At 64.0% G+C, this 12,422-nt stretch carries 10 protein-coding genes; 3 read left to right on the forward strand and 7 right to left on the reverse strand.

Annotation, left to right across the window (positions count from 1 at the left end; all coding sequences use genetic code 11):
• Window positions 1-319: 319 nt before the first annotated feature.
• On the forward strand, window positions 320-1,375 hold the full coding sequence (locus QX073_RS19230; RefSeq protein ID WP_316226185.1) for a phosphatase PAP2 family protein: 1,056 nt from the start codon (window positions 320-322) through the stop codon (window positions 1,373-1,375).
• A gap of 74 nt (window positions 1,376-1,449) precedes the next feature.
• On the opposite strand, the gene QX073_RS19235 is transcribed toward QX073_RS19230, so the two are convergent.
• The 7 genes from QX073_RS19235 to QX073_RS19265 form a co-directional block, all read right to left on the reverse strand.
• Entirely contained in the window at window positions 1,450-2,145 is a 696-nt protein-coding gene (locus tag QX073_RS19235; protein ID WP_315713534.1) for an ABC transporter ATP-binding protein, read from the reverse strand.
• Entirely contained in the window at window positions 2,145-2,894 is a 750-nt protein-coding gene (locus QX073_RS19240) for an ABC transporter ATP-binding protein (protein WP_316165893.1), read from the reverse strand. Before QX073_RS19240 ends, QX073_RS19235 begins: the two co-directional genes overlap by 1 nt.
• Window positions 2,891-4,183 (reverse strand): branched-chain amino acid ABC transporter permease, encoded by a 1,293-nt coding sequence (locus QX073_RS19245; protein ID WP_315752343.1) that lies wholly within the window; start codon window positions 4,181-4,183, stop codon window positions 2,891-2,893. Before QX073_RS19245 ends, QX073_RS19240 begins: the two co-directional genes overlap by 4 nt.
• Window positions 4,180-5,127: a branched-chain amino acid ABC transporter permease gene (locus QX073_RS19250; RefSeq protein ID WP_315752342.1), complete on the reverse strand. Its 948-nt coding sequence runs from the start codon at window positions 5,125-5,127 to the stop codon at window positions 4,180-4,182. Before QX073_RS19250 ends, QX073_RS19245 begins: the two co-directional genes overlap by 4 nt.
• A gap of 118 nt (window positions 5,128-5,245) precedes the next feature.
• Window positions 5,246-6,478 carry a branched-chain amino acid ABC transporter substrate-binding protein gene (locus QX073_RS19255; protein ID WP_316169855.1) on the reverse strand — a complete coding sequence of 411 codons (1,233 nt, stop codon included), beginning with the start codon at window positions 6,476-6,478 and terminating at the stop codon, window positions 5,246-5,248.
• Window positions 6,479-6,724: 246 nt separating this feature from the next.
• Window positions 6,725-7,996, reverse strand: coding sequence for a serine hydrolase domain-containing protein (locus QX073_RS19260; RefSeq protein ID WP_316226186.1), 1,272 nt, complete (start codon window positions 7,994-7,996; stop codon window positions 6,725-6,727).
• A 119-nt stretch (window positions 7,997-8,115) separates the two neighbouring features.
• Window positions 8,116-9,447, reverse strand: coding sequence for an ABC transporter substrate-binding protein (locus QX073_RS19265; RefSeq protein ID WP_410052377.1), 1,332 nt, complete (start codon window positions 9,445-9,447; stop codon window positions 8,116-8,118).
• Between the two features lie 173 nt (window positions 9,448-9,620).
• Between QX073_RS19265 and QX073_RS19270 the strand changes: the two genes are divergently transcribed.
• Window positions 9,621-10,313 carry a TetR/AcrR family transcriptional regulator gene (locus QX073_RS19270; protein ID WP_315713541.1) on the forward strand — a complete coding sequence of 231 codons (693 nt, stop codon included), beginning with the start codon at window positions 9,621-9,623 and terminating at the stop codon, window positions 10,311-10,313.
• 51 nt (window positions 10,314-10,364) lie between these two features.
• A complete protein-coding gene (locus tag QX073_RS19275; RefSeq protein WP_316192802.1) occupies window positions 10,365-12,410 on the forward strand; it encodes an acetoacetate--CoA ligase in 2,046 nt (681 codons plus the stop codon).
• Window positions 12,411-12,422 lie beyond the last annotated feature (12 nt).

Genomic DNA, 12,422 nt, shown 5'->3' on the forward strand with positions numbered 1-12,422 from the left:
CTGACCCCACAGCACCACCACAAGTAGCTCGCCCGCAACGACTGGCGAAGCCCTTCAAACCAAAGCTGCCTCGGATTCGCTCTCGGTCTCTTCTCACCGATTCACCCGCTTTCTATGGGCGCGAAGGCGGCCTCATCGCCGAATGTGCTTTCCTGTCCGGCACAACCGAAACAGGGTTCCAGGCTACGCTTGATTAAGCATCGTTGCACGGTATCTGCGTATTTTACCCGCCGAGGTTGATTTATTGGCCCGACCGGCCGTAACAAGACACCGACGGGAAACAAATCGAAATCCATTTGAAATGTGAGAGCGGACGACAATGTCGGACACCGCAGCCGGTGGTCTATTGCCTGATCTCAGCCGCCGCTGGCTCCCCTGGACAAAGAGCGTCTTGCAACGGGCGCATGACAGCGAGGATGCCGCGACGGCCTGGGCCGTGTTCCGGTTCAACTGGGCTGTCATGACAGCTCTTTGGGTGCTGTTCGGACTGTGCCTGATCTTCACGGATTTTCGCATCGAACCCGTCGGCTACATCATCGTGCTATCGACATCGGCCATCTATGGTATCATCGGCTACGCCAACGCACGGTCGGCGCGGCGTGCCAAACCCTGGATGTTCTCATTCCTGACGGGAATGGCCCAGACCACACTGGCATCCACCGTGCTGGCATCACTGTCCTACATTGCGACGGCCGCCAACCTGCCGCTTCAGGACGCCAACCTGCTCGCCCTCGATCGCGCCCTTGGCTTCGACTTTCGCGACTACTTGTCGTTCGTCAATGACCGCCCCTGGGCCGTCCTGAGCCTCGCGTTCGGCTATCGATCCATTTCCTGGACGATCTGCATCATCGTCGTGGCCCTTCCCTTGCTGGGCCACTATCGCCGGTTCGCGGAGTTCAACCTCGCGATCAGCCTGACGCTGGCGCTGACCTGCATCATCACCTTGTTTGTCCCTGCACTCGGCGTGTATCACGCGTTGGAGCTGCCGCCGTCCGCCTACGCAAACCTCATCCCGCAGGCCTATTTCGACACGGCGCGCGAGGTGCCCCTGGTTCGCGATGGGACGCTGCGCCTGTTGGATACCAGCCATCTCGCGGGGATCGTGACCTTTCCGAGCTTTCACGCGGCAGCCGCGGTCCTCGACGGCTGGGCATTGTGGTCATTGCGCTGGTTGCGACCGTTCAATGTCCTGATCCACGGCGCGATGCTGCTCTCGACCCCAATCGGCGGCGGACATTTCCTCGTCGACATGATCGCCGGCATCGCGATCGCGACGGCGTCGATCTGCATCGCGCGCCGTGTTGCCCTGAGGCTACGCGAACGCCACGCCACGTTTCCGCGCCGCATGCTGCGACATCCATTGCCTCAGACCTGAAGGATTTGGACAAGGCGGGTGTCTGTGGCACATCCGCCGGAGCTGCATCGGCGAAAAAGTGCCGGCGGCTCCTCTCATACTTCGAGCCACTCCTGCCGGACCGCGGTGTTGGCCTTGAGCTGATCCGGTGTCCCTTCGAACACGACGCGGCCGTGGCCCATGACATAGACGCGTTTCGAAATGCGCATCGCGATCGAGAGCTTCTGCTCGACGAGCAGGATCGCGACGCCCGCCGCTGCGATCCGGGCAATCAGATCGCCGACCTGCTGCACGATCAGCGGCGCCAGACCTTCGGTGGGCTCGTCGATCATGATCAGGTCAGGGTCGCCCATCAGCGTGCGGCAGGTGGTCAGCATCTGCTTCTCGCCGCCCGACAGCACACCCGCAGGCGTATCGGCGCGCGCGGCGAGATTGGGAAACATGTCGAGCATGTCCTGAAGGCGCCACTTCCCCGGCCGCCGCGTGTCCTTGATGCCGAGCACGAGGTTTTGCCGAACGGTGAGGCTCGGGAAGATGTCACGGTGTTCGGGCACATAGCCGAGCCCAAGGCGCGCGATCTTGTAGCTCGGCAAGCCGGCAATGTCCCGGCCCTTGAAGCGGATCGTCCCCTGCGGACTGACCTCGCCCATGATCGCCTTCACGGTGGTCGAGCGGCCGACACCGTTGCGGCCGAGCAGGCTGACGACTTCGCCGGCAGCGACGTCGAGGTCGACGCCCTGCAGAATATGGCTCTTGCCGTAGTAGGCGTGGAGGTTCCTGACCTCGAGCATCAGTGGGCCTCCTCGCCGAGATAGGCTTCCTTCACCTTCGGGTCGCGACGGATCTCCTCTGGCGTGCCCGACGCGATGATGTGGCCATAGACCAGCACCGAGATGCGATCGGCGAGACCGAATACCACGCTCATGTCGTGCTCGACGATCACCAGCGTCCGCCCCTCGGTGAGCCGCCGGATCAACGAGACCGCGCGCTCGGTCTCCGCGTGGCTCATCCCGGCGGTCGGCTCGTCGAGCATGACGACCGTCGCGCCGCTCGCGATGGTGACGCCGATCTCCAGCTCGCGCTGCTCGGCATAGGTCAACAACCCCGCGGGAATGTCACGCCGATGCGTGAGATGGATGTCATCGAGGATCTGGGCGGTTCGTTCGCGCACCTCCGGCAGGCTGTCGACGTTCTTCCAGAACGCGTAGCGATGTCCGGTCGCCCACAGCACGGCGCATCGGACGTTCTCCCACACGGTCATGCGAGCGAACACGTTGGTGACCTGGAACGAGCGCGACAGGCCGCGCCGATTGATCTCGAACGGCCGCAGGCCGGAGATGAGCGTGCCGTTCAGCCTCACCTCGCCGGAGGTCGGCCTGATGTGTCCGCTGATCAGGTTGAACGTCGTGGACTTGCCGGCGCCGTTCGGGCCGATGATGGCGTGGCGCTCGCCCTTGGTGACGCTGAGATTGAGGTCGCGGATGACGCCGACATTGCCGAAGCGCTTTTCGACGGCGCGAACTTCGATCGCTGCGGTCATGCCAGATACCCCCGATCACGCGCCACGGTGGCGGCCCTGTCCCAGGCTCCGGCGATCCGCTGCCACGTCGACCGCGCGACAAAGAAGCCGGCGACCACCAGAATCGCGGCGACGCCCCATGTCGCCGGCGATTGCGGATTGAAGGCCACGCCGAACAGGTTGATGGCGTCACCACCCGAATAGCGCGCGACCGTCTCGATGGTCAGGATGACGCCGTAGGCGAGCGCCGCGGTCGGCACGACCGCAACGAGATAGGACGGGATCACCATTCCGAGCGTTCCGGCACGGACCAGCGGCCGGTGCATCATCAGCAGACCGGCAATGCCACCGGGTGAGAACATGACGATGCCGATGAAGATGATGCCAAAGTAGAGCTGCCATACGCTGGTGAGGCTCGTCAGCCCGAGCTGGAGATAGGTCACCAGGATCGCGCCGAGGATCGGACCGAAGAAGTAGGCCGTCCCGCCGATGAAGGTCGCGAACAGCACCAGGCCCGACTGGATTGCACCGAGATAGGCGGAATTCGCGATCTCGAAGCTGATCGCCGCGAGGCCGCCCGCGACGCCGGCGAAGAATCCGGCAAAACAATAGGCGAGATAGCGGACGACGTGCGGGTCGTAGCCGATGAACTGGACCCGTTCGGGATTGTCGCGCACCGCATTGCTGATCCGCCCCAGGGGCGTCCGGGTCAGCGCATACATCGCGATTGCCGACAGCACCAGCCAGAACGCGATCAGGTAATAGACCTGCAGCTGCGGCCCGAAGGTCCAGCCAAACATGCGCGGCAGAGCGGTGCGGTCCGTGGTGATGCCGGCTTCGCCGCCAAACACCGAGCGCAGGATCAGCGACGACGACGCCACGAGCTCGCCGATGCCGAGCGAGATCATCGCAAACACCGTGCCGGCGCGCTTGGTCATGACCCAGCCGAGGATGATCGCGAAGGCGAGGCCGCCCAGCCCGCCGAACAGCGGAATGAAGGGCAGCGGAATCGGCCAGCCATGCGCCACCACCGCATTCATCATGTGACAGGCCGCGAAGCCGCCCAGGCCGTAGTGAACCGCGTGACCGAACGACAGCAATCCGGTCTGACCGAGGAGGATGTTGTAGGAGAGCGCGAAGACGATCGCGATCCCGATCAGGCTGAACGAGGTCAGCGATCCGCCCGAATTGAAGAGCAGCGGCAGCACGATCAGCGCCGCCACGCCGATCACCCAGACGGCATAGAAGCGGAGACGGGATCCGGCGGGCTTTGCCGCGAGACGAGACGCGGAGGTCACTGCTGCGGTCATGATTCGCGAGTCCCCATCAGGCCCACGGGGCGCACGATCAGGACGAGCACCAGCAGCAGGTAGGGAACGATCGGCGCGACCTGCGCGATCGTCACGTTCCAGATGTCGGTGAGCACCGATGGCCCGGCGGATGGATCGAGCGGGCCGAAGGCGCTTGCCAGCGAGCCGTTCAGCGCGACGGCGAAGGTCTGCACCAGGCCGATCACCAGCGAAGCGATGAAGGCGCCCGGCAGCGAGCCCAGGCCGCCGAACACGATCACCACGAACAGGATCGGCCCGAGCGCCGCGGCCATGTCGGATTGCGTCACCAGAGCGGGACCGGCGATGACGCCGGCGAGACCGGCCAGCGCGCTGCCGACCCCGAACACCACCATGAACACGCGTCCGACATTGTGGCCGAGATGGCCCACCATGTGGGGATGGGTCAGCGCCGCCTGAACGATCAGGCCGACCCTGGTGCGCTTGAGCACGATCAGCAGCGCCACGAAGATCGTCACCGACACCGCCAGCATGAACAGCTTGTAGGCCGGATAGTTGGTCGAGAAGATCGTGAACGCGGGAAAGTCCAGCAGCGCCGGGACGCGATAGTCGAGCGGCGTCTTGCCCCAGATCATCGAGACGACTTCCTCGATCGCGAATGCAAGGCCGAAGGTCAGCAGCAGCTCGGCGACGTGGCCATGCTTGTGCGTGTTGCGGAGCCCGTAGCGCTCGACGGCCATGCCGATGGCCCCGACGAGGAGCGGCGCCAGCAGCAGGGCCGGCCAGAAGCCGACCCACTTCGTGAGCTGGAAGCCGAAGAAGGCGCCGAGCATGTAGAAGCTGGCGTGAGCAAAATTGAGCACCCCCATCATGCTGAAGATGACGGTCAGCCCGCTCGACAGCAGGAACAGCAGCATGCCGAACAGCACGCCGTTGAGGGTCGAAATGACGATGAGTTCAAGCACGGCGCACTCGCGAATGTCCCGGGCTTCAATGCCCTGCCGCTCATTTTCTGACGGACCGACGCACGGCCGACGCCGCTTCCCGCACGGTGAGGACGTGCGGGAAGCCAGCGCGGATCGGTTACGGCCGCGCCATCTTGCACGTCGTCGACACCATGGCCTGGGGCGTATCGACCCTGGAGACCAGGTGCCATCCCCAGCCGGTGTTCTCCTCGTCGAACGGCTCGTTCGCCGCGAGCTTGCCGAAGGACGAGACGTAGATCGGCTGCAAGAACTGGTGATCATCCTTGCGCATGAAGCCGGTGCCGCCATCCAGCACCTCGAGCTTGAGGTCCTCGAGCGCGGCCGCGACCTTCACCGGATCGATGGAGTTGGCCTTCTCGGCCGCCGCCTTGAACATGCGCATCTCGTTAACCGCCCGCGGATACCACAGCGACATGTTGACCTTGGCGCGGAACGCCTTCTCGTAGTCCATCGCAGCCTGATGGCCCGAATTGGCGAAGCCTTCGGTCAGCTGGAAGACCTGATGATCCAGGCCCGTCTGCTTGATGGCGGTCGGGCCGCCGGCGCCGCCCGCATAATAAGTGTACCAGTTGACCTTCAGGCCGGCATCCGCGGCGGCCTTGAGCAGCAGCGCGATGTCCTGGCCCCAATTGCCGGTGATGACGCTGTCGGCGCCGGACGCCTTGATCTTGGCAATGTAGGGCGAAAAGTCCGTGATCTTCAGCAGCGGATGCAGCTCGTCGCCGACGATCTGGACGTCGGGTCGCTTCGCCGCCAGCATCTTGCGCGCATCGCTTCGGACCGACTGGCCGAACGAATAGTCCTGATTGATCAGATACACCTTCTTGATGGAAGGGATGTCCTTCATGTAGTTGGTGAGCGCCTCCATCTTGATGTCCGAGCTGGCGTCCCAGCGGAAATGCCAGTAGCTGCATTTCTCGTTGGTCATGCTCGGATCGACGGCGGCATAGTTGAAGTACAGCACTTCCTTGCCGGGGTTGCGCGTGTTGTGCTTGTTGACGAAATCCTCCAGCGCGAGCCCGACGGATGATCCGTTGCCTTGCGTGATGTAGCGGACGCCGGCGTCGATCGCCTTCTGGGCCTGGATCAGGCTCTCTTGCGGATTGGTCTTATTGTCGAACGGCACGATCTCGACCTTGTGGCCGAGAATGCCGCCCTTGGCGTTGAGCTCGTCGGCCAGGTATTGGAACGTCTTCAGGCCACCCTCGCCGATGCTGGCGCCGCCGCCGGACAGCGGATCGATATAGCCGATCTTGACGGTGTCTTCGGCCTGCGCGGCATGACCGAGCATAGGGACGATCAGGGCAATGGCTAAAGTTAACTTGCGCATAGTCTTGTTTCCTCGCTGGCTGTCGACTTCAGTCGATCGATACGCATGATCGCGCAATTTGAAGAAGCACTGAGCAGAATAACGGCCGGATGACAAGCTCGGCATGACGTGAACGCCAGTTGCAGCTCCGGCAATGTGGAGGACAGGCCGCCCGCCACCGATCGGACGTTTCATTCGGCGGAATGTTGGCGTCCACATCTTGGACGAACCCGCCCGGCACCCGGGGGGTGACAAGCGCTGCCCCGGTCATGTCGCTTGTTCCGCAAGCTGGGACAGCGCGGCGTAGGTTCCACGCTGATAGACAGGAAGAGCACGGCGGCCGGCAGCACCGCGCCCAGTGGCAATCGTGGCCCCTGTTCCCGCCGAGACCGGCACGTGATGCTGAATCAGATAGATCATGATCAGGTCATTGACGGGATCGGCCTGCCACCAAGTGCCGAAGATGCCCGGCCAGGTGATCGTGCCCGGTGCGCCACAGGCATAGGGATTGCCGGCGGCATCCTCGACGATCGCAAGCCCTAGCCCAAATCCGCAGGTCTGCCACAGCGGCATGCCGGCGAAGGGAATCTGGCGCTGCGCGTCAATCAGCCGGTTGGTGCGCATCAGGTTGACGGTTTCGGGCCGCAACAGCCTGACGCCGTCCAGCTCGCCGCCTCCGAGCAGCATGCGCGCGAACCGATGATAATCGGGCGCGGACGAGATCAGCCCGCCGCCGCCCGGCGTATAGGCCGGCGGCTCGTCATACATGACCGGCTCGACCTTCGCGAGCCGCCCCGCCGTCTCGTCATATCCGTACAGGCTCGCCAGACGATCTCGCTTGGCGTGCGGCAACCAGAAATCGCTGTCGACCATGCCGAGCGGCGCGAAGATGCGCTCCTGTAGCACCTGCCGAAGCGGCCTGCCTGCGACCCGGCCGATCAGGAAGCCGAGCACGTCGGTCGAATGACCGTAGTGGAAGCAGTCGCCGGGCTGATACGCCAGCGGCAGCGTGCCGAGCGCCGCGAGCCATTCGTCGGGCGTCGACCGGTTCATCGCGGGATCACCGAGCGTGCGCTCATAGGCGACCTTCAACGGGCCTTCCGAGAAGAACGCGTAGGCGATGCCCGAGCGGTGCGTGAGCAGATCCTCGATGGTGATCGCGCGCCGGGCGGGCACGGTCTCGTCGAGCGGACCGGCGGCGTCGCGCAGGACCCGCAGATCGGCGAGCTCCGGAATCCAGCGGGAGATCGGGTCGGCCAAGGCGATCCTGCCTTCCTCGACCAACATCATCGCCGCCACCGAGGTGATCGGCTTGGTCATCGACGCGATCCGGAACAACGTATCCGGGCGCATCGGGCTCCTGGTTTCGACATCGCGCCAGCCGATCGTCTCGGCGTGAACGACCTCGCCGCCGCGCGAGGTGAGAGACACGATGCCTGCGAGCTCGCCGCGATCGACGAATTCGGCGAGTGCCGGGCCGATCGCTGCAAGCGCCGCAGGATCGAAGCCCCGACGGCGGCGGACGGCTTCACTGGTCATGAGCGGCGCTCCGACGGACAGAGTTCAGTTTTCGGCGCCGGCCGGCGCGGATGACGGAGAGACAGCAGGGTATCCTGGCGTGCAAGCGACGCTCGGTCAGGCCATGGCCGACGAGAGGATTAGTCCGCCTTGACGTCGTCGGTCAGAATCGGACCCGATATGATCCAGCGCTGACCGTCGAATTTCATCATCTGGAATTGCTTGCTGATACGGTAGTCATCGGGAGTTGTCGTCACCGACATCCCCGGCAGCCCGAGATCGGGAACGAAGCCCTTGATGCTGGTCGCCTGCTTCATGATGTTGGCGCGCGTCAGCTCGTCGCCGCATTGCCTGAGAATGTGGACGAGCAGGGCCGCCGTCGAGTAGCCATAGGTCGCAAAGCCGCTGTTGGCGTCCTCGCCGGGCGCGTATTTCGCCATGAACGCCTTGTAGCGCTTCATGCCCTCGTCATCGGCCCATTGCGGATCGAGCGGATCCTTGCCGTAGGCGACCGAGATGATGTCCCTGGCATTCTCGAGGCCTGCGGGCACGAGCACCTGACCGACCGCCGTCGCGTTGACCTCCAGGATGTGGACGGGCTTCCAGCCAAGCTCGGCGGCCTTCCTGATCGATTGCGCCGCGAATTTCGGCGTCGACATGTTGTAGAACAGATCGGCACCTGAGGCCTTGAGCGTCACCAGCTGGGAATCGATCGTCGGATCGGACAGCTCGTAGGACATCTCTTTCACGATCATGCCGGCCTTGGCGCCGAGCCCGTCCTTCAGCCCCTTGACGTAGTCTTTGCCGAGGTCGTCGTTCTGATACAGGATGCCGATCTTCGCGTTCGGGTGGTTCTCCAGAATGTATCTGGCGTAGATGTGCGCTTCCGACTGGTAGTTCGGGTTGGCGGAGATCGTCCACGGAAAGTTCTTGGGATCGGTGAAGCGGGACGCTCCGCTTCCCGCTAGAAGCTGCGGAACGCCCTTGCTGTTCAGATATTTCTGGACCGCAGCGTTCGGCGGCGTGCCGATGATCTGGAACGTGGTCAGCACCTCGTCGCTTTCGACCAGCTTGCGCACCTGCTCGACGGTCTTCGGCGGGCTGTAGGCGTCGTCATACTGGATAAGGTTGATCTTGCGCCCGTTGACGCCGCCCTGCTCGTTGATCATGCGGATATAGGCCGCTTCCGCCTTGCCGATGGCTCCGAAAGCGGAAGCCGGCCCGCTGAGCGGGTTCGTCTGGCCGATCTTGATCTCGGTGTCGGTGGCGCCGACGTCGTATTTCTTCTGCGCGAACGCCGGGCTGAAAGCGCCACGCCGAGCATCAGCACGGCAGCCGCCGTCGACTCGATCCGTGTCATGTGTCCTCCCGTGAGCGGCTGATCCATGGCCAGCCGATTGTCTTTGATGATGTCCGCGCACGACGAGACTGGCAGCGCGTTGCCCGCCGCCCGATCGTCGACCGTTCTCCATCAGGTCTCCGAGACCTACCGTCCGGCCGGCCGGCGGCCAAGTTCATTCATTTAGCACTAAATGAAAATGTTGGAAGCCCGAAGTCCTGCTTGACCGGGCGCGCCCACCCCCTCATCGTCAAACACCACCAACGGCGCCGTTCCTGTCTGCGCCGATCAGGGACCACGGAGAGCATGCCAGCACAGCCGAAATCCGAGGGACGCCGCACGCGCGCGGAACAGCGCGCGACGACGGTGAAGCTGATCCTCGACACCAGCGAGGAGCTGTTCGCGCAGCTCGGCTATTTCGGCGTGACGATCAAGGATGTGGCCGACAGGATGGGCATCCATCCCGCGCTGATCCATTACTACTTCGAGGGCAAGAGGGCGTTGTTCGATGCCGTGTTCGAACGCCGCATGGAATATGCTGTCACGGTGCGCACGGCCGGGCTGGATGCCTACGAGGCCAAGGTCGGAGATCGTCCGACCGTTGAAGGCGCGCTGCGTGCCTATTATGACGGCGCGTTCGACGTCTACGTCAACGAAGAGGACAACTGGCGACACTTCGGCCGCATCTTCGCGCAGGTCGCCAACGCGCCGGGCTATGGCGTGGAGATGATGGACACCTATCTCGATCCCATGGTGCTGCGTCTCATCGGACTGCTGCAGAAGGCGTTGCCCGACGCCACGCCTGAGGACCTGTTCTGGAGCTTCCAGTTCACCTCCGGCGCCTACTCGCTGATCCTGTCACGGACCGGCCGGATCGACCGCCTGTCCGGCGGCCTGTGCAAGTCCGACGATTTCGCCGCGGTCCGCGAGCGGTTCGTGACCTTCATGGCCGGGGGCTTCAACGCGCTCTACAAGCGGCGGAAGCAGAAGTCGAAATGAGCGCCTCTTGGCGTCTCCTGGCCGTACCATGCAAACAAGCCGGAACGAATGATGATAGCTCCCTACGTCCCGCAAATGGCTCTCTATCGGCAATGGCTGAGGGACAATCGCGGCCTCCACTTCGAGAACTTCGAGCAGATGCGGCAATGGTCCATCCGCGACCTCGACGGCTTCTGGCGCAGCATCTGGGACTATTATGACCTGCAGTCGCCGACCGCGTTTTCGACCGTCCTGGGCAAGCGCACGATGCCGGGAGCGGTCTGGTTTCCGGGCGCTTCGGTCAACTACGCCCAGCAAGTCTTTCGTCACGTCGAAGCCGCCGATGCGGCGGGCCTGCCTGCGATCATCAGCAGTCACGAGGACGGCAGGCTCACGGAGACGACCTGGCCCGAGCTCCGGCGAAAGGCAGCCGCCCTGGCGCTGCATCTGCGCGAGCAAGGCATAGCGCCCGGCGACCGGGTCGCCGCCTATCTGCCCAATATACCCGAGGCCATCATCGCGTTTCTCGCTTCGGCGAGCATTGGCGCGATCTGGAGCGTTTGCGCCCCCGACATGGCCGCGCCCGCCGTGATCGACCGGTTCAAGCAGATCGAACCCAAGGTGCTGATCGCCTGCGATGCGGTCACCTATGCCGGCCGCCGGCACGATCGCCGCGGTGTCATCGAGGAGCTGCGCCGGTCGTTGCCGACACTCGGCCACGTCATCCTGCACAGTGACGATGCCGGCGCGCCGGTGAGCGGCGGGGTTCGTCTCTCGGACGTTCTGGCAAGAACGAGCCCTGGCGTCGATGCCTTCGAACCGGAGTGGCTTCCGTTCGATCATCCGCTCTGGATCGTCTACTCGAGCGGCACCACCGGGCTGCCTAAGCCGATCGTGCATGGTCACGGCGGCATCATCATCGTCACGCTGGCCCTGCTCGGGCTGCACAACGACATCGGCTGCTCCTATCAGCCCAATTCGTTCGGCGAGCGCTATCACTGGTACAGCTCGACCGGCTGGATCATGTGGAACAACCAGGTCGGCGCGCTCCTGAACGGGACCACGTGCTGCGTCTTCGACGGCAGCCCCGCCGGGCCGAAGGATCGCCCGGACTGGACCACGCTGTGGCGATTCGTGGCGAATTCGAAATCCACCTTCTTCGGTGCGGGCGCGGCGTTCTTCGCGAGCTGCGTCAAGGCGGAGATCAACCTGACCGACGCGGGCGATCTGTCCCGTCTGCGTTGCCTCGGGTCCACCGGCTCGCCGCTCAGCGCCGACACGCAGGCCTGGTTCGATCAGCGGTTCGCGGCGCTGTCGCAGGTCAATGGCAGCCGGGCGCAGGCGCAAATGTGGTGGGCCAACATCTCGGGCGGCACCGATTTCGCCGGCGCCTTCATCGGCGGCAACCGCGAATTGCCGCAGGTGCCCGGAACGATGCAGTGCCGCGTGCTCGGAGCAGCGGTCGAGGCCTTCAACGACCAGGGCAAGCCTGTCATCGGCGAGGTCGGAGAGCTCGTCTGCACCGCGCCGATGCCGTCGATGCCGCTGCGGTTCTGGAACGACGCGGGGAATGTGCGCTATCTCGCGAGCTATTTCGACGCCTTCGAGACGCGCGAGGGCGGGCCGGTCTGGCGGCACGGCGACTGGCTGAAGGTCGATCCGGACGGCTCCTGCGTGATCTATGGCCGCAGCGACGCGACCATCAATCGCCACGGGCTGCGCATGGGGACGAGTGAATTGTACTCGGCCATCGAAGCGCTGCCGGAGATCCTGGATTCGCTGGTCGTCGATCTCGAATATCTCGGCCGAGACAGCTACATGCCGCTGTTCGTGGTGCTGCGCGACGGCGTCGCGCTCGATGCGGCGATGAAGCGGAAGATCAACATGGCGGTGGAAGCCAGCCTGTCGCGACGCTTCGTGCCTGACGACATCTTCGCAGTTGCCGAGATCCCGCGCACGCTGTCCGGCAAGAAGCAGGAGCTCCCGATCAAGAAGCTCCTGCTCGGGCAGCCGCTCGACAAGGTCATCAACCGCGATGCGATGGCCAATCCTGGCTGCCTCGACTGGTACATCACGTTCGCCCAGAGTCGTTTGCAGAGCGGCTCAGGCGCGACGTAGCAGACGTGCCCG

It is taken from the genome of Bradyrhizobium sp. SZCCHNS3052, from assembly GCF_032484495.1.
In the GTDB taxonomy this organism is placed as follows: domain Bacteria; phylum Pseudomonadota; class Alphaproteobacteria; order Rhizobiales; family Xanthobacteraceae; genus Bradyrhizobium.

What these genes read in the sequence shown, in the direction of transcription:
- QX073_RS19230 (WP_316226185.1), top strand. Translation starts at nt 320, where the DNA reads ATGTCGGACACCGCAGCCGGTGGTCTATTGCCTGATCTCAGCCGCCGC.
- QX073_RS19235 (WP_315713534.1), bottom strand. Translation starts at nt 2,145, where the DNA reads ATGCTCGAGGTCAGGAACCTCCACGCCTACTACGGCAAGAGCCATATT.
- QX073_RS19240 (WP_316165893.1), bottom strand. Translation starts at nt 2,894, where the DNA reads ATGACCGCAGCGATCGAAGTTCGCGCCGTCGAAAAGCGCTTCGGCAAT.
- QX073_RS19245 (WP_315752343.1), bottom strand. Translation starts at nt 4,183, where the DNA reads ATGACCGCAGCAGTGACCTCCGCGTCTCGTCTCGCGGCAAAGCCCGCC.
- QX073_RS19255 (WP_316169855.1), bottom strand. Translation starts at nt 6,478, where the DNA reads ATGCGCAAGTTAACTTTAGCCATTGCCCTGATCGTCCCTATGCTCGGT.
- QX073_RS19260 (WP_316226186.1), bottom strand. Translation starts at nt 7,996, where the DNA reads ATGACCAGTGAAGCCGTCCGCCGCCGTCGGGGCTTCGATCCTGCGGCG.
- QX073_RS19265 (WP_410052377.1), bottom strand. Translation starts at nt 9,447, where the DNA reads ATGGAGAACGGTCGACGATCGGGCGGCGGGCAACGCGCTGCCAGTCTC.
- QX073_RS19270 (WP_315713541.1), top strand. Translation starts at nt 9,621, where the DNA reads ATGCCAGCACAGCCGAAATCCGAGGGACGCCGCACGCGCGCGGAACAG.
- QX073_RS19275 (WP_316192802.1), top strand. Translation starts at nt 10,365, where the DNA reads ATGATAGCTCCCTACGTCCCGCAAATGGCTCTCTATCGGCAATGGCTG.